The 24,358-nt window shown below is 50.7% G+C and carries 28 protein-coding genes; 14 read left to right on the forward strand and 14 right to left on the reverse strand.

Translation table 11 applies throughout. The features are described from left to right. Positions 1-206: 206 nt before the first annotated feature. The 3 genes from MCP_RS09390 to MCP_RS09400 all read left to right on the forward strand — a co-directional run bounded on the left by MCP_RS09390 (position 207) and on the right by MCP_RS09400 (position 3,689). Complete coding sequence (locus MCP_RS09390; RefSeq protein WP_128567139.1) at positions 207-2,165, forward strand: PAS domain-containing protein; 1,959 nt, start codon at positions 207-209, stop codon at positions 2,163-2,165. 364 nt (positions 2,166-2,529) lie between these two features. After that, positions 2,530-3,123, forward strand: a complete 594-nt coding sequence (locus MCP_RS09395; RefSeq protein WP_128860019.1) for a DUF1214 domain-containing protein — start codon at positions 2,530-2,532, stop codon at positions 3,121-3,123. Continuing rightward, complete coding sequence (locus MCP_RS09400) at positions 3,123-3,689, forward strand: DUF1254 domain-containing protein (protein ID WP_012900609.1); 567 nt, start codon at positions 3,123-3,125, stop codon at positions 3,687-3,689. The genes MCP_RS09395 and MCP_RS09400 overlap by 1 nt, the downstream gene beginning before the upstream one ends. A gap of 224 nt (positions 3,690-3,913) precedes the next feature. Here the strand turns inward: MCP_RS09400 and MCP_RS09405 are convergent, their stop codons facing one another. The 4 genes from MCP_RS09405 to MCP_RS09420 all read right to left on the reverse strand — a co-directional run bounded on the left by MCP_RS09405 (position 3,914) and on the right by MCP_RS09420 (position 6,749). Beyond that, positions 3,914-4,603, reverse strand: a complete 690-nt coding sequence (locus MCP_RS09405) for an ATP-binding cassette domain-containing protein (protein ID WP_012900610.1) — start codon at positions 4,601-4,603, stop codon at positions 3,914-3,916. Beyond that, a complete protein-coding gene (locus MCP_RS09410) occupies positions 4,600-5,421 on the reverse strand; it encodes an ABC transporter permease (protein ID WP_012900611.1) in 822 nt (273 codons plus the stop codon). The genes MCP_RS09405 and MCP_RS09410 overlap by 4 nt, the downstream gene beginning before the upstream one ends. Continuing rightward, positions 5,414-6,121, reverse strand: a complete 708-nt coding sequence (gene modA, locus MCP_RS09415; protein ID WP_197525913.1) for a molybdate ABC transporter substrate-binding protein — start codon at positions 6,119-6,121, stop codon at positions 5,414-5,416. Before modA ends, MCP_RS09410 begins: the two co-directional genes overlap by 8 nt. Before the next feature lie 235 nt (positions 6,122-6,356). Then, positions 6,357-6,749 carry a winged helix-turn-helix transcriptional regulator gene (locus MCP_RS09420; RefSeq protein ID WP_012900613.1) on the reverse strand — a complete coding sequence of 131 codons (393 nt, stop codon included), beginning with the start codon at positions 6,747-6,749 and terminating at the stop codon, positions 6,357-6,359. An 85-nt stretch (positions 6,750-6,834) separates the two neighbouring features. On the opposite strand from MCP_RS09420, the gene MCP_RS15705 reads away from it, so the two are divergent. The 6 genes from MCP_RS15705 to MCP_RS09440 all read left to right on the forward strand — a co-directional run bounded on the left by MCP_RS15705 (position 6,835) and on the right by MCP_RS09440 (position 10,371). Next, positions 6,835-6,999, forward strand: coding sequence for a hypothetical protein (locus MCP_RS15705; protein ID WP_158301479.1), 165 nt, complete (start codon positions 6,835-6,837; stop codon positions 6,997-6,999). Positions 7,000-7,035: 36 nt separating this feature from the next. Continuing rightward, positions 7,036-7,554, forward strand: coding sequence for an ABC transporter ATP-binding protein (locus MCP_RS15980; protein ID WP_012900615.1), 519 nt, complete (start codon positions 7,036-7,038; stop codon positions 7,552-7,554). Beyond that, complete coding sequence (locus MCP_RS15985; RefSeq protein ID WP_197525914.1) at positions 7,551-7,958, forward strand: DUF4162 domain-containing protein; 408 nt, start codon at positions 7,551-7,553, stop codon at positions 7,956-7,958. The genes MCP_RS15980 and MCP_RS15985 overlap by 4 nt, the downstream gene beginning before the upstream one ends. A gap of 2 nt (positions 7,959-7,960) precedes the next feature. Continuing rightward, positions 7,961-8,722: an ABC transporter permease gene (locus tag MCP_RS09430; RefSeq protein ID WP_012900617.1), complete on the forward strand. Its 762-nt coding sequence runs from the start codon at positions 7,961-7,963 to the stop codon at positions 8,720-8,722. Between the two features lie 181 nt (positions 8,723-8,903). Further along, positions 8,904-9,209 carry a cupin domain-containing protein gene (locus MCP_RS09435; RefSeq protein WP_012900618.1) on the forward strand — a complete coding sequence of 102 codons (306 nt, stop codon included), beginning with the start codon at positions 8,904-8,906 and terminating at the stop codon, positions 9,207-9,209. A gap of 616 nt (positions 9,210-9,825) precedes the next feature. After that, positions 9,826-10,371 (forward strand): hypothetical protein, encoded by a 546-nt coding sequence (locus MCP_RS09440; protein WP_128860020.1) that lies wholly within the window; start codon positions 9,826-9,828, stop codon positions 10,369-10,371. 598 nt (positions 10,372-10,969) lie between these two features. Here the strand turns inward: MCP_RS09440 and MCP_RS09445 are convergent. Next, positions 10,970-11,536, reverse strand: coding sequence for a TATA-box-binding protein (locus tag MCP_RS09445; RefSeq protein ID WP_012900620.1), 567 nt, complete (start codon positions 11,534-11,536; stop codon positions 10,970-10,972). A 705-nt stretch (positions 11,537-12,241) separates the two neighbouring features. Between MCP_RS09445 and MCP_RS09450 the strand changes: the two genes are divergently transcribed. The 5 genes from MCP_RS09450 (at position 12,242) to MCP_RS09470 (ending at position 17,167) form a co-directional block, all read left to right on the forward strand. Continuing rightward, positions 12,242-12,520 (forward strand): PadR family transcriptional regulator, encoded by a 279-nt coding sequence (locus MCP_RS09450; RefSeq protein WP_231845054.1) that lies wholly within the window; start codon positions 12,242-12,244, stop codon positions 12,518-12,520. Beyond that, positions 12,521-13,462 (forward strand): hypothetical protein, encoded by a 942-nt coding sequence (locus MCP_RS09455; protein WP_012900622.1) that lies wholly within the window; start codon positions 12,521-12,523, stop codon positions 13,460-13,462. Between the two features lie 159 nt (positions 13,463-13,621). Further along, complete coding sequence (locus tag MCP_RS09460; protein ID WP_012900623.1) at positions 13,622-14,104, forward strand: DUF6326 family protein; 483 nt, start codon at positions 13,622-13,624, stop codon at positions 14,102-14,104. A 481-nt stretch (positions 14,105-14,585) separates the two neighbouring features. Further along, positions 14,586-15,608, forward strand: a complete 1,023-nt coding sequence (locus MCP_RS09465) for a toll/interleukin-1 receptor domain-containing protein (protein WP_012900624.1) — start codon at positions 14,586-14,588, stop codon at positions 15,606-15,608. Between the two features lie 266 nt (positions 15,609-15,874). Next, positions 15,875-17,167, forward strand: coding sequence for a hypothetical protein (locus tag MCP_RS09470; protein ID WP_128567141.1), 1,293 nt, complete (start codon positions 15,875-15,877; stop codon positions 17,165-17,167). 240 nt (positions 17,168-17,407) lie between these two features. Here MCP_RS09470 and MCP_RS09475 read toward each other — a convergent pair whose 3' ends face one another. The 9 genes from MCP_RS09475 to MCP_RS09510 all read right to left on the reverse strand — a co-directional run bounded on the left by MCP_RS09475 (position 17,408) and on the right by MCP_RS09510 (position 24,320). Next, positions 17,408-18,073 (reverse strand): metallophosphoesterase family protein, encoded by a 666-nt coding sequence (locus MCP_RS09475; protein ID WP_012900626.1) that lies wholly within the window; start codon positions 18,071-18,073, stop codon positions 17,408-17,410. A gap of 97 nt (positions 18,074-18,170) precedes the next feature. Then, complete coding sequence (locus tag MCP_RS09480) at positions 18,171-18,866, reverse strand: metallophosphoesterase family protein (protein ID WP_012900627.1); 696 nt, start codon at positions 18,864-18,866, stop codon at positions 18,171-18,173. Between the two features lie 4 nt (positions 18,867-18,870). After that, a complete protein-coding gene (phoU, locus tag MCP_RS09485; protein ID WP_012900628.1) occupies positions 18,871-19,524 on the reverse strand; it encodes a phosphate signaling complex protein PhoU in 654 nt (217 codons plus the stop codon). A gap of 5 nt (positions 19,525-19,529) precedes the next feature. After that, positions 19,530-20,294 (reverse strand): phosphate ABC transporter ATP-binding protein PstB, encoded by a 765-nt coding sequence (gene pstB, locus MCP_RS09490; protein ID WP_012900629.1) that lies wholly within the window; start codon positions 20,292-20,294, stop codon positions 19,530-19,532. After that, positions 20,294-21,142, reverse strand: coding sequence for a phosphate ABC transporter permease PstA (pstA, locus tag MCP_RS09495; protein ID WP_012900630.1), 849 nt, complete (start codon positions 21,140-21,142; stop codon positions 20,294-20,296). Before pstA ends, pstB begins: the two co-directional genes overlap by 1 nt. Beyond that, positions 21,142-22,005 carry a phosphate ABC transporter permease subunit PstC gene (gene pstC, locus MCP_RS09500; RefSeq protein WP_012900631.1) on the reverse strand — a complete coding sequence of 288 codons (864 nt, stop codon included), beginning with the start codon at positions 22,003-22,005 and terminating at the stop codon, positions 21,142-21,144. The genes pstA and pstC overlap by 1 nt, the downstream gene beginning before the upstream one ends. A gap of 47 nt (positions 22,006-22,052) precedes the next feature. Beyond that, a complete protein-coding gene (locus MCP_RS09505) occupies positions 22,053-22,916 on the reverse strand; it encodes a phosphate ABC transporter substrate-binding protein (RefSeq protein WP_012900632.1) in 864 nt (287 codons plus the stop codon). 199 nt (positions 22,917-23,115) lie between these two features. Further along, complete coding sequence (locus MCP_RS16170; RefSeq protein WP_269445982.1) at positions 23,116-23,244, reverse strand: hypothetical protein; 129 nt, start codon at positions 23,242-23,244, stop codon at positions 23,116-23,118. Between the two features lie 74 nt (positions 23,245-23,318). Beyond that, positions 23,319-24,320: a phosphate uptake regulator PhoU gene (locus MCP_RS09510; RefSeq protein WP_012900633.1), complete on the reverse strand. Its 1,002-nt coding sequence runs from the start codon at positions 24,318-24,320 to the stop codon at positions 23,319-23,321. Between the last annotated feature and the right edge of the window lie 38 nt (positions 24,321-24,358).

Here is a 24,358-nt window from a genome sequence, read left to right on the forward strand (position 1 = left end):
GAATTGGGCATTAATAAATCCACGCTCTGGTGTATCCAAATCCACGCTCTGGTGTATCCAGAAGAACCTACGCGAAGGTAAGAAAGTCAAGTTATACATTAAGGTCAAGGCTAAAATGGTATAATATACTTGTTTTATTAGTGGTTGTTGAGGCCTGAAAATATATATAAATATTCGTATTTTCTATTTCTTTATAGCGGAATTTTATGAATCCTCGATTTTCTTCGGGCATTCAAGAAGATGATAAGGCCAGGGACCAGCTTTTATCCGAGATAAGAGAGCTTAGGGCCCGCAATGCGACCCTCGAAGGCTATAAGGCTCGGGTGGAGAAGCTTGAGTCCATCCTGAGGAGCGGCGAGGAGATGAGCCGGCAGTTTCTCGAGCAGACCTTGTATGGGGTATGGGTCAACGTTGACAGTAGGACCGTCTTCATTAATAAAGAGGGGGCGAGAATTCTGGGGGCATTCCATCCCCGCGACATCATCGGTAAATCTATTTTCGAATTCATCCATCCCGACTACCATGAAGTTGCTAAGGATCGCATCCGCATGATCCACGAAACGGGCGATCCTATGGCGATTGTCCAGGAAAAATGCATACGCCTTGACGGCCGGGCAGTTGACGTTGATATCTGGCTAATGAAGTTCAGGTACGAGGGGAAGCCCGCCATATTCGCGGCGTTCCGGGACATTACGGAGCGCAGGCAGGCTGAAAGAGCATTAAAAGAGAGCGAGGAGAAGTTCCGGGCCCTCGCCGAGTCGGCCAAGGCCGGGATCATACTCACGAGAGCGGATAAGTTCATCTATGTCAATCCAGAGACGATCAAGGATCTAGGCTATACGAAGGATGAGCTGCTGGCCATGAAGTTTTGGGATGTGGTTCATCCGGACTCTCGGGAGCTGGTACGAAGCCAGGGGCTCAAGCTGCTTCAGGGCTTGCCAGCACCTTCCACTTACGAGATCAAGGTCCTGACGAAGGGTGGCAAAACGCTCTGGGAGGAACTAACAGCCACTATTATCGATTATATAGGCGAGCCCACCATCCTTATCACGAGCTTCAACATCACGGAGCGCAAGCGGGCCGAGATAGCACTTCGGGAGAGCGAGTACGAACTGAACAAGGCCCAGAGGATCGCTCACCTGGGCAGCTGGGAGTGGGACCTGGCGAGTAATAAGGTGAGGGGCTCCGATGAACTGTACCGTATGTTCGGCCTTACTCCCGGCCTTGAAACGCCCTTAGATCAATTCATCGAACAAGTTGCTCCGGAGGATCGACAGAGACTCATGAATGCGCTGGGTGAGACGGTCAAGTATAACAAGCCCTTCGACATGGAATACCAGGTACTCCTCCCCGACGGTACCCGGCGGTTTATCGACGACAAGGCCGAGGTGTCCTACGAAGGCGGCAGGCCGGCGACAGTATTTGGCACTGTCCTCGACATCACTGAACGCAAGCGGGTTGAAAATGAGTTAAAAGCCGCCAAGATGCAGGCCGACCTCTACGTCGACCTGATGAGCCACGACATCAGCAACATGAACCAGGTGGGAATGGGATTCCTTGAAATGGCCCTGGACATGCTGGATTTGGACGAGATGGGCCGGGAGATGTTGCTGAAGCCCAAATCGGCCTTCGAGAACAGCTCGAAGCTGATTGACAATGTAAAGAAGCTCCAGAAGGCGAGGTCGGGCAAATATTCGGAGAGGGAGATGGATATCGGACAGGTGCTCGGGAAAGTACGGGACAATTATTCAAAGCAGTATGGCCCGAACGTCACTATTAATTACCTCATGAGTTCTGGATACATGGTCAAGGCAAACGAATTATTATACGATCTGTTCTCGAACCTCGTGGAGAACGCCATAAAACACGCTAAAGCTCATCCCATGATCGACATTAACGTTGAACCGGCGAGGGAAAACGGCCGTGTCTACTACAGGGTTACGATCGACGATCAGGGCCCTGGCATACCGGATGAGCTTAAATCCGTGATATTCGAACGTAAACTGACGGGCGACATTAAATCGAAGGGCAGCGGTATCGGCCTATACATGGTGAAAACACTCGCCGATATCTATAACGGCCGGGTATGGGTCGAGGACCGGGTGCCAGGTGACCGCACGAAGGGCGCAAGGTTCGTGGCCATGCTGCCGGCGGTAGAGAAGTAATTATTATTCACTGATTTTTTTAAGAAAAAGTCAAGATACCATATCTTTCTTATAGAAATGAAGCGGATTTGTCTTTAGTGAAATTGGTAAATTGGGTTTTTATAGGGCTTATTAAGAAAAATAAAATGAAGGTTAAAACATGAATAAGCTGTACGGTACAATAATAGGTGGAGCAGTAGGCTTTATTATAGGCATAACTGGTTTACTACTCTTAAGGGTAGAGTATGGTTCGACACGTGCAGCTCATACGCCGGTAATGATCATATTAACTATAGTCCTACTCATTATCGGCGCTATTATCGGATACTTCATACCAGGAAAAAAGGAGACCATAAAAACGCCCACGAACACAGTGCCGCCCAAAATGACAAAAAGTAGAATCATCGCTGTGATCGCGCTGGGAATTATCGTGGGGGCGGTGCTGGCATTCCTCACCGGAGGCACTCTCATTTACTATGTGGCCCACTCTATGGAAACGAATGTCAATGGCTGGAGCACCACCTTGAATTACGGTGAATGGGGCAACGACATTCTTTTACGGGCAGCATTCGCCCAGGTCCTTTCCGCCGCTAATGTGCCTGAGGAGGCGGTGTACTGGTCGACGACCGTGGACAGCACGGGTAGCAAGCTGAACGGAACACATGACTATATAATGCACTTCCCCGCCGGAGGGCTCCCTCCGAACAATGCCTTCTGGTCGTTGACAATGGAAGACTCAAACTATCTGATGGTGAACAATTCGATAAATCGCTATAACCTCGGTTCATTGTCGAACCTTACGCCGAACGCTGACGGGTCCGTTGACATATACATACAAAACGCACCTCCATCCGGCAACGAGTCCAACTGGCTGCCGGCGCCCTCCGGCAACTTCATGCTATGGCTGCGCGCCTACCTGCCCGGCCCGGCGATCCTGAACGGTTCGTACCAGGTGCCACCCGTCATGGAGGTGAGCTGATGCCGAATATCAAACACAAGCAGCTGCTCTTGTTCGCCTTAGTAATGCTCGTAGTGTGGGGAGTGGGCACCGTCGCCTACATCTACTATTATCCACATCTAATTTACAACGCGTTGGATAATGCGGTAATCAATAACGGCGGGGGAGCAAATTCCTCCGTCCCCGTTAATACGCTCTATACGCTGACAACCCTCGCTTCTCCATCTACACATAACAATTTGGCAGGCGGAAACCACGACACGCTCTACACTCTAGGTGTGCTTGATCTGAGTAAAGGGCCGCAGGTTTTAAGCGTGCCGGACATGGGTGGACGATACTACAGCATAGAGTTCGTCGACCCCTGGGGTGACGCCTCCTATGTCGGCCAGCGCACCACCGGCACCCAAGCAGGCAGCTATCTCCTGAGTGGACCCGGCTGGAAGGGGAACCTGCCCGCTGGGATGAAGCAGATGGCCTTTTCGGACAATACCGTGCTCGTCATGGGGAGAGTGCTCGTGTATAATGACAGCGACCTGACGACCGCCTATAACCTTTCGAAACAGATACAGCTCACGCCACTGACATAGAGGCTACCGGGTGTTTATCCAGGGTTATTTTATTTTTTTATTGTATTCGTCAATACCATTTATAATACTGAAAAAACAGACTTAGTTGCAGTGGCGCCAAATTATAGCAAAATCAGGGGTGCTATATATATCCCCGAAATAGAAGTGGGGGGGTATATGGTATCTTTTAAATCTGGACTTTTTCTTATAAAAATAGCTGAATAATAATTACTCCTGGTTCAACCTTAAATCATATTATGTAAGGCTTGTTCTCGTATCATTCGGAAAGCTTCTTCGGGCGAACCAATGCTGGCTATTTTGCCGTTGTCCATGATGGAATATGTGTTTCCGATCATCCCCGCTTCCCACGGGTCGTGCGTTATGTATATTACGGGTATGCTAAATTCTCCTAGCACATCTTTGAATGTGGGCAGGAGTTGCTCCTTTTTAGCCCGATCCACCTCGGTCATAGGTTCGTCCAGGAGCAGGACCCTTGGCCGTGACATGATCGCTCTGGCCAATGAAACCCGACATTTGTATCCGCCGCTAAGCTCCCCGGGCCTCATCAAAAGATATTTTTCCAGGCCTAAGAGCGAAACGACGTTTGCGAATGCTTCTTTCGATCCTCGCCCGTTTTTCAGGCTATAGGAAATGTTATCCTCAATGGTCAGGTGGTTGAAAAGCGAAGGGTGTTGCGGCACATAACCCACGTTTCGGTCCTCAGGGGGTAGATTGGTCACATCCTTTTCGTCGATCTTGATGACGCCCATGTCAATCTTTATGACGCCTGTTATGGCCTTGAGAAGGGTTGATTTTCCGCTCCCGTTCAAGCCTATGATGACTCTTGTTTCGCCGTCTTTGACGGCGATGCTGGCGCCGTTTAATACGGGCCGGTGGTCATAATACTTTACGAGGTCGTGGGCTTCGAGCATCATTTCCCTCCCGGCAGAGGTATGGCCTTCATTTTCCGTATGCCTCTTCTCGTGGCCATATGCCTGTTCCACAATCGAAGGGCGAGCACAAGGGATAGCGATAGTAGTACACAAATGGCGCTCGCCGTGACGGCCATTTCCACCTCACCCTCCTCCACCTTTGTGAACACGTAGGATGCCAGCACCTGAGTAGCGCCGGGCACGTTGCCCCCGAACATGATGACCGCGGCGAACTCGCTCAGTGAACGCGAGAAAGCAAGGATGAGGGCAGAAATGAGCGCCTCGCCAATCAATGGTATAACGACTCGGATATAGGCCTTTGTCGGAGTATCTCCGAGAGTCCTGGACACGTCGATCGTCTCCCGATCCACTTCGTCTATGGCCGAGGCGATCGCCCTCGATGCCAGCGGATACGATACAAAGAACATGGCAAGGGAGACGGCAAACAGTGTGAAAGCCAGGCCGGTGCTGCCCGCAAAGCCGAATGCTTTCCTGCCGAACGCCAGAAGCAATGCGAGTCCAGCCACGGTGTGAGGGAGGGCTATCGGGAGGTCGTTCGTGAGGTTGGCTAGCCTATACATCAGAGTACTTTTATGGAAAATATAATAATATCCGAAACCCATGGCCAGTAAGACCCCCAACAGAGCGGCAAAGGTAGCGGCCAGTATAGTGTTTATAAAGCTATTCCAGAAAAAGGAATCGGAAAGGGTCTTATATATGCCGACCAGGGTGACGTTGCCCACGATAGCCGCGACGGGGTAGACGATTAGTAATAAAAAAAGGGGAATGAATAGTATTTCGAATGGGCTGATCTTACGCATATCTTTCCCACCCGTACCGCTCGAACTCTCCGGCGTTTTGGATAAGGTAATCCATGAAATTCTTGGCCTGCGCCTCATTTCCACCTTTTATGGTTCCGAGGCCGAAGGTGATGTCTCCGCTCTGTGCTGGGGAGTATTTTTCCGCGTAGTGGAGGCCATATAGGTTGGCCGTGCTGGAAAAGACGAATGCTGCATCCACGTCGTCGTTCCTGACCATCAATGCAGCCTGGTTTACCGTCACCGGCTGGGCCTTGATATTGCCCTTTTTCTGTAACGTATCCCATATGCCGAGGCTCTTCAGCACGTTCTCCGTATACCTTCCCACTGGAGCGCGCTTATCGCAGACGGCGACCGTCATACCATCCTTCGTAAGGTCTGTCGCTGATTTTATGCCCTTTTTCTCTCCTGTTTTTGATACGATGAGCACGACGTGGTCCCTTAGAAATTTTTTTGAATCTACTATCTTTCCCTCGTTTTTAAGCTTATCGATATATAGCCAATCGGCTGGAAGGAACAGGTCACAGGGCTGGCCTTTCTCGATTTGTGCATAGAGGCCACCCGCCGATCCATAGTTGGGGATGACAGTTACACCCTTTTCCTTATGGTACTTTTCTATCAGCGTGTCCATTGGCTTCTTAAGCCCCGCCCCCGAATCCAGCATCAGCGGTTTTTGATCCGTCGAGGACGCATATCCGGACATAAAAAAGGCTGATGTAACCAAGGCGGCCAAAACAAATACGCAAATTAACCTGGCCATAATATTTTTCGTTGCCAATCCCCCCCACAACGACAATGCCATCGCGAATCTGAAGTAAATTATGCCGACGATAGCATATGCAATATAAGTAATTATATTAAATTTATAATATTAACCATTTGGCACGGATGCGGGTTATTTTTTATCCGCCGCCCATAGTTTTATAGCTTTGACAAAATTATTTTAGGGTAATCCTTTTTGCACCATTTGGCCCGTTTTTACAGGGATATGGGCACTTCCCCGAGCCATGATTATCCCGGCTCGCGGCCCATTTTAACAGAGGTACGATGGCACACCTTAGCGATTTCCCCTCATCTGTCAGGTAATATTCTACACGGGGTGGTATTTCGTTGAACGACTCTCTGCCAATCAATTGTTCATTCTGGAGGTCTTTGAGCGTATCGGCCAGAGTCTTGGGGCTGATCCCTTCCAGGTCCCCCTCGATCTGCTTGAACCGCGCCCTGCCCCGGTTCCCGATGGAATTGATGATGAGTAGAGCCCACTTCTTAGAAATAATATTGATGATTCCATCCAGGCGGCATATGCAGAGGTACTCGCTATCTTCGGGCATAGTAACTATATTACTATAAACTTGATAGCTTATACGCTTTACTTTTAATAGTAACATTGAAGGCGATAACGTGTGTAACACCCATATGATACAAAACTGTGGCTGCCACGAAGAATGCTGCTGCGGCATGGAGGCCGAGGACGAGGTCCAGATGCTTGAGCTGAAGAAAAAAATGCTGCAAGTGAGGGTCAAGGCCATCGACCGTAAGATAGTCCAGCTTAAAGAGAACGAAAAGGAAGCCGGGAGCTAGACAGTCCCGGCTATTTTTGAATCGCGAAGGCAGGATATGACCGAGGCCATAAAAGCTCAAGGGCTCACGAAATTGTTCGGGCGAACCGCAGCCGTCGACCACGTTTCCTTCGAGGTCAGAAAAGGCGAGGTCTTCGGCTTCCTTGGCCCGAACGGGGCAGGCAAGACCACCACGATGAGGATGCTCACCGGGATAATCAAGCCCGATGAAGGTGCGGCATCCGTCATGGGCCATGACGTAGTGAAGGAGACCATCCTGGCAAAGCAGGTCAGAGGAGTAGTCCCCGACACATCGAACGCATACGTGGACATTTCCGCGTGGCAGAACCTAATGCTTACGGGTGACCTCTATGGCGTTCCTCGGAAGCTAACGGAGGAGAGGGCCGAAAGGCTGCTCCGGAGGTTCGGGCTTTATGAGAAAAGGAACCAGGTCGTAAAAGGCTACTCCCGGGGGATGAAGCAGAGGCTCATCCTCTGCATGGCTTTGGTTAGCGAGCCCCGGTATTGTTCTTGGATGAGCCGACTTCGGGCCTGGACGTCGAAAGCTCCCGGTTGATCAAGGACATCGTCCGCGAGGTGAACAAGGACGGTGCCACCATCTTCCTAACGACCCACAATATGGAGGAGGCGAACCAACTCTGTGACCGGATTGCGATTATAAGGATGGGCAGGATCGTGGCCGTTGATAGTCCGGAGAAGCTTAAAGCCCAGAGTAAAGGGCTTCAATCGATCGAAATCAGTTTTGACCGACCGGTGGACCTTGACAGTGTGCCCTTGAGCGGTATCACCAAGGCTGTCAAAGTGGGGGATAAGTTCAGGCTCTACACAGGCGATCCCGACTCCGTAGTTAAGCAATTGGTTGATTACGCGGAGGAAAAACGACTGAAAATCATTTCCCTTAACCTGCTCTCGCCGTCCCTGGAGGACGTTTTCGTTGAATTGACCAGGAAGGAGGCCTGAGCATGCTTTCCCTTAACATGTTCATGGAGCAATTAAAGCGGTCGGTCGCCATAGCCCGGAAGGACATGAAGATCTACTACATGAAGGGGCCGGTGATCACCTTCGGGCTGATTTTCCCGTTCTTCCTGATCGTGGCGTACACGCTGGGGAGAAACGTCCCCATTAAGGACCTTTACCCTGGCATCATGGGCATGACGGTGTTCTTCACGGCGACGTCAGTAGGCCCGGCCATCATTCCGTGGGAGGTGCGCTCCCAAACCTTCGAGCGGCTTATTTCCATGCCCGTCGCGTTGTGGGCGATGCTTTTCGGGGACGTGCAGGCATCATTCTGCTTCGGCCTGGTGATCTCCCTGCTGACGGCATTGATCGCCCCCATCATCGGCGTCTCCATCCTGCACTTACTGGTCTTTAGCTTCGCCCTCCTGCTCGGAACATTATGCTTTGCCACGCTGAGCATCCTACTCTCTGCATACCCGCCCACGGACACGCCCGGCAACACCATGATGCTCGCCTCCATGATCAAGTTCCCTCTCGTGTTCATCAGCGGCGTGTTCCTGCCGATAGGGCAAATGCCGGAGTGGGGCAGGCTGGTCTCGTATTTCTCGCCACTAACATACTACACGGACCTGGTGAGATATTCCATCGATGGTGTAAGCTATTTCCCAATCCTAGTGGATTTCACGGCTATAGCTGTCTTTACCGTCGTCTTCATGTTCGCCGCCATTAAGATCCACGAAAAGGTGCTGACACGGAGATTAACCTGATATTAATCGTTTCTTTATACAATACACCGGCTATGATTTATTCTCAGGACGTCAGTTGGAAATATTTTATCATTCCCCCCGGTCTTATCATTATCGGAATTTGTGCCTGCGTGTATGATACATTACCTTCGTAAAGTGACATTAGATATTTTAACGTTTATTTAAATACCGTATTATTACTATGAGCCTGATCGATTTAAGTGCCTTAATTGAATTTTCGAGAGTGGGCCGGGTGAAAAAGGATCTGATAAAAACGAAGGGATTTAATGCGATCCTCGTGTGCTTGGACGCCGGGCAGGAGATATCTCCCCACCCCGAGCCTTACGAGGTGCTGTTCGTTGTAATCGAGGGTGAGGGAACGATTACCTGTGGAGATGGCCGATACGGTGTCAAGCCCGGGAGCGCTGTCTATGTTAAAAATGGCGAGGACCGCGGGATTAGGTGTGATAAAAGGATGGCGGTCGTGGGGATACAGGAAGCCCATTAGCGGTGGTGATGCGAATGAGCTCCATTGAAACCCGTGGGCTGACTAAACTTGGTCTCATACATTAGCTGTGAGAATCTTGTTTTTCCAGACAACAGATGCTATCATTAAATCATTGATGTTCGAGAGGTTTCGGAAAGAATACGAAGGCCATCGGCAATGGCTTGGGCCTTTACCTGGTCAAGTCGCTCGTAGAGTACTTCCGCGGTACAGTCCATGTCTAAGACCGTGTGCTAGGCGACCATAAAAGGGCATCAGGTTCGTGCTCACGCTGCTGGCTGTTGATAAATAATTATTATCCAGATATTTTTATAAGAAAAGTGTCCAGAAAGTCGATGCCTAACTATATCCCCGAAACATAAGTGGGGGGGATATAGTTAGCAGGCCAGAAACCGGACTGTTTTCTTATAAAACAAGAAGTATAATAAATAGTAGCTATTCAAGGGCGTATTTTATAACGTTGTGTAATTAAACAATATTAAAGGTTATTTACAGATTAATTTGTCATTCTTCCGTATATACCCAAGCAGTAGTGCTTTTACCGGTGTTTAGGCTTAAATATATAATATAAATTATATAATAATTATATTTTAAATAATAAGCCTTAGAGGTGTTAACCATGAGAACAACACGAATGATAATTGTGGCCATGCTGGTGATAGCACTACTTGCCGCGGCCATTACTCCAGTGTCCGCTGTTACAGATCCTTCTAATTTGAATAAGAACAATGGTAAAGACTTCAAGAGTTTAGAAAAAATTTTGAAAATTCTCGAGAAGATACATAAAAAGGTTACGAAATTCTTTGAGAAGCAGGGGTTTGTGGCAGGTGGCGTGCCCGAAGTGTTTAAGACTTTAACACTCAACCCCGATGGGACATGGCACATCGCCATATACCAGACGGTACCCACGGATTTTACGGGGTTCATCTATGATTATCCGGTTAACCTTGTGCCCATTCCAGGATCGTTCACTCCTATACAACCTAACGTAGTGAATGAGGGGTATATAGAATATGATAACCTACCACCGGGCACCTATGTGCTACAATTCAACGCAACACAGCCCGTCTCGGGATACGTCGCCGACGAGGTATACAGTAGTGGTATTAATATCCCTGTTGCATACTGGTCCAGTTATAATGTGACAGGATATAACGAATTTTAGATATGACGAGTATGGAAATGAGGCAACACCGGCCTGCTGATGTGCCGGTATTTTATCATATTAACAAAGTAAGCTATTATTATCCAAATATTTTTGATTCTTCCGCGGTTTTGGGATGAATATTTTTTTATCCTTTTCTAGTTATGCCGTCGTTGAGTGGTCCAACCACAGGGGCACGGAGCGCACGGGAGTTACACAGAGTTTTCTTATAATTTGAGACTCAGAGAGCTCAGAGGCCGGTTTATTGGCTTTCCTGGGGCACAGAGTTTATTGAGGCCCGATTGACCAATAAACAATAATGCGGTTTATCCTCGCCAGTGCCTCTTTCAACTCCGTGCCCCGGGAATGTTATAAACCCGTCCCCTGTGCCCTCTGAGCCTTCCTTTATAAGAAAACTCCGTGAAACTCAGCGCTCTCCGTGCCCCTGTGGTTGGACCACTCAACGACGGCATAACATAAAAACGAGCGAAGGCATCAGCCAAAACGATGAACTATACTCCCCCAATTAAATCTGAAATTAGGACCAGGCGGTTCCGGGTGTAACAACAGAATATCCGATGTACGAAGTGTACAAAGAAAAATGGGCGAGAAGGCTGCCTTATATTAAGGCGAGGCCCTCGAGCTCCTTGACGATATGGTCGACGGCCGCTTCGGCGTCCTCGGGCTTCTTGCCGCCGGTGACGACGAGCTTGCCGCTGCCGAATAACAAAACTACGACCTTTGGGCTGTCCAGCCTATAAACTAAGCCCGGGAACTGCTCGGGCTCGTACTCGATGTTCTCGAGGCCGAGGCCGATGGCGATGGCGTTCAGGTTAAGCACCGAGCCCAGGTCTACCGATGAGACGATGTTCTGCACGACGATCTCCGGATTTGGCATTACCTTGATGCCGACGCTGCTCATTTTTTTGAATACCTTATCCAGGCCTTTGCCCACATCCTCGACTTTCTTGGCGCCCGTGCAGACGATCTTGCCGCTTCTGAAGATGAGAGACGCCGTCCTGGGGTCTTTTGTCCTGTATACTGATCCCGGGAACTGTTCCGGGTCATAGTCCCCACCCATATCGAGAGACACACGTGTCAGATCATCTATCTCATGTCCGATAGCAGTGGATGCCACGACGTTCTCGATCCTTATCGTTTTTTTCGCTTCTTCAGCTTTACTCATAGGCATACATCTCTAACATTTTCCAAATACCCACCAATAACGAGTATTTATCAAATATTTGCATTAGGTACTATTTGCTAGTACCTACGGTCACCCGCCATGGCGCCAGGAATCCATTACAATGAAAAGAACTGGAGAATAAAAATGGGCGCCAGTAAAATTGACACCACATAGGCTAAAATAGGCGTGAAGGCTGTACATCTGTGTCAATATAATAACGAACTTCAAATCTAAATTCCAGAATATACCTAACAATTGCTGAACAAGTAGGTGTTTTACTATTTAACTATTTTTATAAGGAAATAGTCCAAAAACGAGGAACTGACTATATACCCTGAAATAGAAGTGGGGGGTATATGGTATCTTTTAAATCTGGACTTTTTTTATAAAAATAACTGAATAACATTTTTTATAGTCACATCATCTGGCGTCTCTTCAGCGACAACCTCACCTCCATTTTTCCCACCATCGGGCGTCTGTCCATAATCCGATGCGTGTGTTGTTGCACTTCGGGCTGTCTGATTTCTTACTATTATGTTTGTCACCGGCCATGGGGCAACTTATTTATACATTGTGACACACAGTATACTGTGTGGCAGTATAAATTGTGCCACATGTTATCTGGCGAGAAAAGTGATACAGATGGACGCTATCTTGGAACGGTTCGAGACGGAGGTCAGGCGGGGTGTGATGCAGGTGACCATCATGTGTCTCCTCGATCAGGAATCCTACGGCTACGACATCATCCGGAACCTGAAGGAGGTCGGCATTGAGGTCGACGACGGCACGCTCTACCCGATCCTCCGCCGGCTCGAAGACGACCAGCTCCTCGTGAGCCGCTGGGAGATGAAGGGGCCGCGCCCCAGGAAGTACTACGTGATCACGGAATACGGAAGGGACGTAAGAGAGAAAATGCTGACTTCACTCGCGTCGATGAACACGGCGCTGGAGACGATGAAAAGCCGGATACGGAGGAAGGACTGAATGTACGAGAGATTGATCGACGAATACGTTGGAAAGGTCACGAAAGACATGGGCGCAAAGCAGCGTGACGAGGTCGGCAATGAGCTTAAGGCGCACATATACGACAGCGCCGAAGCTATCACGGCAAAGCGGGGCGCCGGTGTTGACGAAGCGGCCGTCCAGGAAGTGCTGTCGAAGATGATGGCGCCCGAAAAGCTCGCGGCCATGTACCCGTCTAAGGAAACGTTCCTGCGAAAGAGCGGGGTGTGGAAAGCCGTCCAGGCCCTCGCGGGCATAGCCGTCGCCTTCCTACTGCTGGCCGCGATCATATACGCCGTGGCCCCCGAGGCGGCCGGCATATCGGTCGGCGTGATCCTCTCGGTCGTGTCGGCGCTGGCGCTGGCGATCGTCGCACTGGTGGCCATATTCTTCCTCATCTACCTGTATGAGTCCAGGCTCAAGCTGACCTACGAAGCCCGGCTGTGCAGGCTTGTCAAAAGCCTCGAATACCCCGCTTCGCCCCTCGAGGTAGGCATCGTGATCGCCCTGTCGGTCTTCGGGTTGATCTTCATCTTGTTGCTCTGGCCCTACGTGCCCTTCCTCGCTGACTTCGGCACCGGCAGGCTGGTGCCGCTGTTTTCGCCGGCATTCGCCACGTTCGTACCCTACTACGTGCTGTGGCTGGTGGCAGAGATCGCTGTCCAGCTACTGTACCTGGCGCTACGGCAGAAGTGGGTGCCGTCTCTCGCGGAGACAGGGCTGAGCCTTGCCAGCGCCCTGCTGACCTTGTGGGTCCTCCAGGCCTTCCCGTTCAACCTAGAACTATCGGTGACGATCCAGGCAGGCATCAAGGTACTGCTGGCCCTGTGCATCCTGGGCACGCTGATCGACGCCGCCCAGAAGCTATGGCAGACTGCCAGGTTTTTCATCTATGGAGATTTCCGGAATACCCCGGTGGATTAGGCCGGCCTTCCACCTTCCATGAAAATACCCGGACCGGCCGTCGACAGCCGGCATAAGCCTTGGTCGAGGCCGGGATGAAGAAAGGAAAAATGTCTTGACATGATAGCTGTCGCTATCGCTATGAAACGTAACAAATAAACTCATGCTGGAGGAAAAGAAATGGCAAATCATTCTGTAAAAATACTGGAAGATGTAAAGATAGACGTGAAGCTGAAGATTGCGGCATTGTGGACGACGATGATGCTGTTGTTCGCCTACGGGGATATTTTCAGCTATTTCCGCCCGGGGCTTATCGAGGATATCCTCAAGGGGACGGTCGCAGGTAACCAGATCGATCAGGTATTCCTGATGTTCACGACGGTATACGTTTTGATCCCTAGCCTGATGGTTTTCCTGTCCCTGGTGCTGAAGCCCGGGATTAACCGCCTGGCCAACATCGTGCTGGCAGTGGTTTATGCCGCCAGTATCATGTTATTCTGCGTAGGGGAGACGTGGGCATATTACATCTTCCTGAGCATCCTGGAATGCGCGGTTCTGGCAATGGTTGTATGGTTTGCGTGGAAGTGGCCCGCGCAGGGATCACCCATAATAAAACCTAACGATAAGGCTTCGAATACGGCAGCCCCTAAAGCCATCCAGTAACCAGGTACTATATACCGGCTGCCGATAACCTGGTAAGGACAAGTGGCCGGGTTTCATCTTTTTAATTATAGTTCCCCATACTTGATATGCCCACGACACACGGGGCTTGAGTCATAAGACATAAACATCTCCGCGGGGCAAATGATCGCAGAGCGTTCGCGCAATAAAAGCCAAAGAAATTATTATTCTATTATTTTTATAATAAAAGGTCCAAAAACGCCATTCTGACTATATATCCCGAAATCGAAGTGGGGGGTATATTATACACCTTTTATTTTGCCTTTTATCATGTGCGCCATATAATTAAATGAGCGTATGCCACGCGCTGAAGACAAGCGCCCCCTGCAACTAAGTATAATATATGGCACCATTTTTCTGTCCTTATATACATTGATTTGAAAATATGTATCTATAATAAGTATTATTTATCTCGGGCATCATACTATAATCGAATCTATAGGTGAGTTATAGGGGTAGATATATGGCGCATGATGTTTTCATCAGCTATTCATCCCGTGACAAGGCGATAGCTGATGCCATATGTAATAGTTTGGAAAATCGTAAGATACGTTGCTGGATTGCACCCCGAGATGTCTTGCCTGGAATACCGTATCCAAAGGCTATTATAGATGCTATCAATAGCTGTAAGGTTTTAGTCCTCGTATACTCGGCCAGTGCCCTCGAATCTAAAGATATTGAGAGCGAGGTGGGAAGGGCATATAAAAAAGGCATACCAATACTGCCCTTTAAGATCGAGGATGTGCCGCTGAACGATATCATGGATTATTATATCGGGAATGTCCATTGGCTAGATGCCATGACGCCGCCGCTGGAAAAGCATCTTCAGCAGCTCGTCGATAAGATCCAAGTGCATATATCCGACCCGAATACAATCCATGAAAAAATTACTTCAGAAAAAATAGAACCCTCCGTATCTGCACTACAGAATAACGTAGAACGGACACAACATTTTGTGAAGTATCTTAAAAAAACAGCCTTGATAAGCATATTTTTCGGCATTGTTATCACCGTGAAATCGCTAGTATTTGGGTTTTGGTTGTACGATAAGGTCGTCAACCACATCCAAACTGGTGACTTTCTATGGGATATGCTAGTCGAGGCTGCGATAATTGTTATTGCGGGTATAACCATTATCATTGTTAGTGATCGCGTATTAAAAAAATTGATAGATGCCGTAGTCATTGCCTTTTTTAGCGGATTAATAATGGGTCTGACAATCGCAGTTATGAACCTGATCTTTTTCTTAGCGACAAATAGCTGGGATAAACCTTTAAATATTGTAGTGAATGCGGGGGGAATAATCACAATAATAGCTTCGGAATTTGGACCTCAATTTGAGTTTGAAGGTGTATTATTCAGTGGACTAATGATTATTCTATTTAGTACGATTGCTTTAGGTATATTTGGTGTCATTTATTGGGGATATAGGTGGTTCCTCAAAGCATTCAGCTCATTAGAAAAAGGGCAAACTCGCGGAGAATAAGCATAAATTCGGACAATGAGGTAATTACACCCCAGATTTTGCTATAATTTTGCGCCAGTGCAACTAAGTATATTAAGCAATTATTTAATATTTATATGGTTATTACATGGGCCTTTTTGTTATTACCGTTAATTAATTAATAAAATTATATAAATACTAAAATATTATAGTTATATAGCTTGATAGCCAGCCCTATCTGAGAGCATCGCTGTTCCTAGAAACAACGAACATGGGTCGGCTCTAAAAAAATAAGGGAGTGATATGTGATGAATAGGAAACTAATCGCGTGGCTTCTCGCCACGATCATGGTATTCGCATTCTTCGCCGCTGCTATCGGGCCATCGACCGCGGCGAGGGAGAAAACAACGGTGGTCGAACCTGCTATTGTATGGCAAGACACTTACGGCGATGACGACCTGTTCGCCCATGATGTCATCCAGACGAGCGACGGGAACTTTGCGGCGACCGGAGAATTCATATTCTTTAGCCCCAGCGGGCTGGAGGGCGGAGCCATATTCCTGCTGAAAGCCGCCGGAGCCGATGGAGAGAAGCTATGCCAGACCTTTGAGAGCCACGGGTTAGCACGCTTCTATGACGGGGAGTTCATACAGCAGACCGAAGACGGATATGTCGTGGCAGGCTCGGGGACTGAATTGTTACCGCCCACATCCTTCTTCTACCTTGTGAAATACGACGAGAACGGTAACGTCCTGTGGAGCAATAGCTATCGCCCGGTAGGCGGGAACAGCCAGTGCACAGGAGCCACCGCGACGCCGGACGGCGGCTATCTACTGGTAGGATACACGATTGAGCCATCCAGTGCATCATATGCCTATGTGGTCAAGACAGACGCGCTCGGAAATAAGCAGTGGGATACCGTAATAACCGATCCGGCTGGCCTGGGCGTATCATCATCGATCCCGCGCTCGGTCACCAACGCTCCGGGAGGATATGCCATTACCGGTGAAGTCCTCAATGAAGAAACAGGATTGAATGAAGCGTTCCTGTTGAGATTAAACACCCATGGAAAAGTGATCACGACCGAGCACTATGTTTTCGCTCTGCCTGACACGTTAAGAACCGAATTAGACGGTGCATCCATACAATATACGAAAGACGGTTTCATCATAGCAGGTCGTGCCTATGGCTATGGTTTGATCGGCATTAACGCGAAGGCAGCATTCCTGCTCAAGGTCTCTGTAAATGGAAACATCCGGTGGTACAACACCTATGGGCGGGATACGTTTAGCGGCGCCTCATCGGTAGCCCAGACAGTAGACGGCGGGTACATCCTTACGGGAACAACCAACTTTATCACCGCCGGCTCACCGATCTATGCATACATCGCGAGGACGGACTCGGACGGAAACCTTCTGTGGAGTAAAACCATCAGCGGTAAAACCATCGGACCCATAGTGGTTCCATATGCTACGGCATCCGGTAGTAAGGTAAAAGTGACCTCGGACGGAGGATACATAGTGGCTGGAATGGCCGTACCAGGCGGCTCTTCCGATACCCTTCTCGTGAGGCTTGCGCCGGATATCGTTCCCCTGAGCTGAAGGCGTTTCGACCTAAAAAACGGTGGCATTTGCCACCGTTTTATTCTTTAATTTTAGCAATTAGAAGGCCATAATAGCATATTATTATAAAATCAATTTTTATATTAGTGCATTTAAAAACATGCCGCCCATTACCCCGAAAATGAAGCGGGACACTCATAATTTGAATAGAACACCAATCAACAAAAGAGTAAGATATAATTATAATAATATCTTTATAAATGCAATAAATAATATTAGCTATTTCCCATAAGTGAGCCGCTCGGCCATCAGGTCCGGCAGCCCTTCGGCGAGGATCTTATCCTGGACCTGCTTCAGGTCATACTTGACCCGGCGAAGCTCGAACGTCCGTTTCTCCGTATCCCAGATGGCATAGCTCGCTTCGCTGTTGCCGTCCCTGGGCTGCCCCACGCTTCCCGGGTTCAGGATGATCTTATCTCCGCACTCCTTGATAAGGGGGACATGCGTGTGCCCGTACGTGAAGACCTTGTGGCCGACCGAGTTGAAGACGCTACACATCTTCTCGGGCTCGTACTCGATGATAAGGTCCTTCATGTTCCCCGGGTTGCCGTGATAGACGGTCATGCCGTCCAGCTCGATGTGGTCAGGCAGGGATTTAATAAAATTAAAGTTGTCCACTGTAAGGTGCTTGATGGTCCACCGTAGAGTATCTGCAGTGACCCCGTTAAACCACTCCGTGTCGCCGGTGATGATGGCCTTATCGTGCTCCCCCATGACGCACTTTACATCATATCGTCTTAAAAGCTCGATCGTCTCGTTGGGGTACGGGTTGTACCCGACGATGTCGCCCGCACAGATAATGGCGTCCACGTCGCCCATGTTCTTTAATACGGCCTCCAGCGCGACCGCGTTAGAATGGATGTCGGCTATAAGCCCGATCTTCATTTCCCTCTCGTCCTTCTTGTATTCTCAGTGTCCTTTTTTAATAAATACTTTATATGCTTAGCCTAAGAAAAGAGCAGGCCAAATGGATTATTTCCGCTTAGTAGCCCCGCCTCAAGATGCGTTCCAGTTCTGACGCATGGGGCATTACCTTTCGGATCTTGTCGCAAACGCTATCGATGTCGTACTGCACCCGGATTATTCGGGCATCTCCCGTGGCCGTATCCAGGCTAAGGCACGACGCCCGGCTGTCGCCGTCCCGGGGCTGCCCCACGCTTCCCGGGTTCAGGATCGTCTTATCCGGTAAAGATACGATCATCGGCTTATGCGTATGCCCCACGGCCAGATAGTCGCAGCTTATGGCGCCTGTCAGCTCGGCGAGGCGCTCTGCCGGCGTATCCGGGTACATATAATCGAAGAACGACCCCGGGCTTCCGTGGGCCAGAACGAGCTTAACCCCGTCCACCTCCTTTTCAAGGAGCAAAGGTAGCCCCTTTAGAAACGATATATCGTTATCGTCGATAGAGGCCCACGTGTACTCCCGGGTAGCCTCCGATAGATGCTTATATACATAGCCGCACCCGCAGTCGACCCTATATGCCACCGCATTATCGTGGTTTCCTCGTATGGTCGCCACGTTATTTTTCCGTAACCAGTCGATGCATTCCGCGGGCTCCGGGCCATAATCCACAATATCGCCCAGACAAAATACGATGTCATAGGGGACCTCGTCATTCACCGCTTTCAGCGCCTCAAAATTGCCGTGGATGTCCGAAATAAAAAGGACCTGTGTCATACGATCACTTGATCCTGACACGCTTGCCGGTGGCCCGGTAGATGGTCCACGATGCGATGACGCAGGCGTGGTCCGCCGTCCGCTCCAGGTACATGGCCACGAATGAGAGGTGCGAGGCCATGTCGATGGACGACGGGTGCTTCACCATCTCGTCTATCAGGGCTCGGCGGATCTGGTCGTACTCAGCGTCGACGGCGTCGTCCCGGGCGCCCATGCCCCGGGCAAGCTCGACATCTCCCGACACGAACGACTTGAGGCTGTCCTTGACCATGCCATTCACGAGTTTATAGAGCTCCATGAGGTCGTCGATCTGGGGCAGTAGAGGCTCTGTATCGATGCGCAGGGTGATCTTGCTGATGTCCCAGGCGTACCGGGAAAGCCGCTCGAAGTCGGTCAGGATCCGCAGCGTCGTGACTAAAAATCTCAGGTCGGAAGCCATGGGCTGCTGCAATGCCAGGAGCTCGATACACTTGTTCTCCAGCTCCATTGCCCTCATATCCACATTCTTGCTGCCATCCATGACCGTATTGGCCAGCGCCTTATCCTTATTGATGAGCGACTTCAGGGACAGCGAAAGCAGCCTCATGCACTCGTCGCCCTCCGCTATCAGGCCGTCCTCCAGCTCCTTTATCTGTCTAACGTAATATTCTCTGGACATATCATTCACCCGAACCTGCCCGTGATGTAATCCTCTGTTCTCTTATCCTTCGGCGCCTCGAATATCTTTTTCGTATCGCAGTACTCGATCAGCTCGCCCATGAGGAAGAATGCCGTCTTCTCCGATACCCGGGCGGCCTGCTGCATGTTGTGCGTGACGATGATGATGGTGTACCTATCCTTGAGCTTCTGCATGAGGTCCTCTATTTTGGAGGTCGCGATGGGGTCCAGCGCCGAGCAGGGCTCGTCCATCAGGATGACTTCCGGCTCGACCGCCAGGCACCTCGCGATGCAAAGCCGCTGCTGCTGGCCGCCCGACAGGCTCATGGCGGAGTCGTGTAGCCTATCCTTCAACTCATCCCACAGGGCGGCCTGCCTCAGGCTTGTCTCTACGGTGATGTCCAGCTTCGCCCTGTCTTTTATCCCGTGGATACGGGGCCCGTAGGCTACGTTATCGTAGACAGACATTGGGAAGGGGTTAGGCTTCTGGAAGACCATGCCTATGTTCTTCCTCAGCTCGACCACGTCCACGTCCTTGTCGTAGATGTTCTTACCCTTAAAATTCACAGTGCCTTCTACGCGCGTGCCCGGTATCAGGTCGTTCATCCGGTCCAGGCACTTGAGGAACGTGGATTTGCCGCACCCTGACGGGCCGATGATGGCCGTAATGCTCCGCTCCGGTATGTCGATATTTATATTTTTCAGCGCATGGGTCTTACCGTAATAAAGGTCAAGGCCTTCGACTTTGAAGGCCGGCTTATCCGTTGTCATTATGTCTTACCGCCCAGCTTTGCTATGTATCTTCGAGTGATGATGCTGCTCGTTATGGTGATGGCCAGGATCATGATCACCAGCACGGCCGAGGTGCCGAAGGCATTCTCGATCGAGATGTTCTCCATGGCCAGGATGAACGTGTGGTATGTCATCGTCCTGATGGGGTCGAACAGTGAATCGGGTACCTTGGCCACCGTGCCCGCCGTAAGATAGACGGCCGCCGTTTCTCCCACGGCCCGGCCCATGCCCAGGATGATGCCGGTGAGGATGCCCGGGAGGGCCGTGGGAAGCACGACTTTGCGGATGGTCTGCCACTTGCTGCCGCCCAGGGCCATGCTGCCCAGGCGGTAGGACTCGGGCACGACCTTGATGGCCTCTTCCGCTACTCTCATGATGATAGGGAGTGCCATGAGCGCCAGCGTAAGCCCGCCTGCAAGCAGGGAATATCCCATTTTCAGATAGTACACGAAAAAGATGTACCCGAACATGCCGAACATGATGGAGGGTATCCCCGACAGGCTGTCGGCCCCGAAGCGCACCAGCCGGGTCAGGATGTTATTGCCCGCGTACTCCGACATATAGATGGCCGCCCCGACGCTCAGCGGCGTGGCGACCAGGATAGCGATGGCCGTGATCGCGACGCTTCCGACGATGACCGGGAATATGCCGCCGGTCCGCCCCATGTTCTTGGGCATCCCGGACAGGAAATCCCAGCTGATCACGCCGATGCCGTTCACGAGCACGTACCCGATGATGACGAGTAGTATGGCCAGCGTAAGGGCCCCGGATAACCATAATAAGCCTATGCCCATGTCGTTGAATAAGTATCGGCGGCTTCGGCCCATCATATCCTCTCCACGATACGTCCCCGGTTTGTCATGTATACGGCCAGGTTCAGCAGCATGATGATCGCCAGCAGCACGATGCCGATGGCGAACAGCGCCGTCCGGTGGTCGCCGGAGGCGTAGTTCCATTCAAGGGCGATCTGGGAAGACATGGGAGCGACGGAGCTGAGCAGTGACGTGGGGATCAGTCTCGTGTTGCCGCTGACCATCCACACCGCCATGGTCTCGCCGATAGCGCGGCCCATGCCCAGGATGGCGGATGCCAGTATGCCTGAGCGGGCGGCGGGCACGACGATGCCGGCGATCATCTGCCATTTCGTGGCCCCTATGGCGAGCGACCCCTCCCGGTATTCCTTCGGCACCGAGCGTAGCGCGTCTTCCGAGATACTGATGATAGTCGGGAGTATCATGATGGCGAGCACGATGCCGCACGCAAGGACGCTAAGTCCGCCACCTCCCAGGTTGTTCATGATGAACGGCACGATCAGGATGAGCCCAAAAAAGCCGTATACGACGGAAGGTATGCCGGCGAGCGTTTCGATGGCCGGCTTCAGTATATCCCTCGACCACCGGGGCGCCACTTCCGATAAGAGGATGGCACACCCGAGCCCGAGGGGGAGGCCCAGTATCAGGGATAGTGCAGTGATCGCCAGCGTGCCGACGATCATCGGGAATATGCCATAGGTGCCTCCCTCGGCGGCGGGGTCCCAAACGCTGCCCGTGATAAACTCGACGATGCCGACTTGTTTTAAAGTGGGGAGGCCTTCGTTCACGATAAAGAACAGGATAAGCAGGATGATCAGGATAGTCGATAATGCGGTAATTAAAAGGCTACCTTCGACGATCTTTTCCATATACTTCATTGTGCCACCAGAAATATAAGGGCGGGAGGTCATCCCGCCGATCGGATCTATTTTGTTATGAGGTTGTGCTTAGCCAGGATGGCCTGCCCATCGGAGCCTAAGGTGTAGTCGATGAACGCCTTCGCCAGTCCCCCGGGCTCGCCCTTCGTCACGAATAAGAAAGGCCTCTGGATCTTGTAGGATCTGTCCTTGATGGACTGGGTCGTAGGGGCTACTCCATCAACCTGGACTGCCTTCACGGTGTCCTTGAGCGAACCGTAGGATACGTACCCTATCGCGTTCTTGTTCGTTTCCAGATAGGCCGTGACGCTGCCCGTGCTGCCCTGTGTGATGGCGCCCGTCGTTATGTTCGCCTTCTTCTGCATGACCAGCTCCTCGAAGGCGCCCCTGGTGCCGGAGCCCGGCTCCCGGGTCACGACAAAGATCTGTGCGTCGTTGCCGCCGACCTGCTTCCAGTTGGTGATATTGCCGGCATAGATCTCACGGACCTGAGTCGTCGACAGGTTCGAGACCGGATTGTCCTTATTAATGATGACTGCTATGCCATCGATGGCGATCTCATAGGTCTTTAAGCCCTTCGCGGTCTCGGCCGCGGTCAGCTCTCGCGAGGACATGCCCACGGCGGCCGTGCCGTCGAGGACGGCATTGATGCCCGCCGTGGATCCTACCTGCGACACATCCACGCTGGTCTTACCACCGTTCTTCTCGTCGAACGCCACGGCGAGCTCTTCCGCGTACGGCCCTACGGACGTCGAACCGATGACCTGTAGTGAGCCGGAAAGCGGTGCAGGGGTCGCCGAGCCGGCGGCCGGGGTAGGAGTAGGGGTCGTGCCCGTACATCCGAGGATTAAGGCGCTTGCGCCTATGATCGCAATTGTAAGTATTGTGATCGCTAACTTCTTATTGTCCATTTGTCTGTTCACCTTATGCGGTTAGAGTCGGCATGGGGTAATAAAAATAATCTCCATACCGTATATATCACTATATAGAATATTTATAAAGAGGCGTATGCCGATTGATAGCGAATATCAATTCTGTTTATTGTGATATGAGAAAAACGTCCAGAAAAATGTGGCAAAGGGCGATGCCCTTTTTAGCTTTTATATAGTTTTACTTCTGCTTTACCTGGCAGTCTACCTGTCCCTGGCGGCACTGATACCAGAAGATACAGTCGCTACATGTGCCGTTGTTGATGGCCTTTATGCCCGTGTTATTTTGGTTTTTCATCTCTTTCACCATTACGAAGATAGAAAATGGTTATAATATATATGTTTTTAACATAAAATATATAGTACTATATAAAAAGGTGAGTGTCAGGGGTTAGACCCGGACACGGCTGAATTAATGGCGATCTCGGCGATATTACAGCCGTAGTCGCTGGTCCTCTCGATACTATCGAGGATGATCCCGACAGGCACGGAGAGGTCCGACTTTAGCCCCAGGACCGATTCCTCGCTTACCCTGATCCGCTTATTAAGGTCGTCACGCCTTGCGAACGTCGTATTCGCCAGCTCGATATTTTTCTTGAACAGGGCGTCGGTCGCGTCGTCAACGATCTTCAGGGATAACATGTTCATATCGTCAATAGCCCGGACGATGTCCGCCGGGACTTCCTTATCCCCGATCTGGACGACCGAGTTACAGATCTTCGTGGCGTGGTCGCCGATCCTTTCGAGGGACGTGGAGGCCAGGCGCATGTCCAGGTGCTCTTCCATGCTCATGTCGAACTTGTCGGCGATGGATATGTCGCGCATGACCATCCGGAATTGTTTGGAAACCAGCAGATAGAGCTTGTCGACCTCGCTGTCCCGGTCCATGACGTCCTTGGCAAGGTCGAAGTCCTTTTCCTTTAGCGCACGGATGGCGTTCTCCTGCATGGCCCGGGTGATCATGTGCATGCGGCGTATGCTCTTTTTCACGGAAAGCTCGGCCGGGTTGAGGATATCCTGGAGCACGATCTTGTCGAGCGTCTCCTCGATGATCTCGGGGCCTATGAGCATGTTGACGGTCTTCCGCACTACATCGCGCTGCTTTGAGAGGATCTTGTTGGCTTTTAGCTCGATAGACGTATAGCCGGCGATATAGGCGGCGATGACCTCCCGGACAAGATTATCGCCGTCCTTGCCCTCGATGTATATTAGCTTGGTATTGTGTATCTCGGGAGCCGTCCTCGTCCGGAGGGATAGTGACCCGTCGGACTGGGGCTTGAGCGTTACTTCGTCGCCCGCGCTGAGATTGACCTTGTTGACCCAGGATTTTGGGAGGGAGACGATGAGTGTCGTGCCCCCGGTAAGCTGAACTTTGCGAGTTTCCATGGCCTGACTTCCTCGTGACTTAATGAAATCTATATATT

The sequence above is a fragment of the Methanocella paludicola SANAE genome (genome assembly GCF_000011005.1).
Taxonomy (GTDB): Archaea; Halobacteriota; Methanocellia; order Methanocellales; family Methanocellaceae; genus Methanocella; species Methanocella paludicola.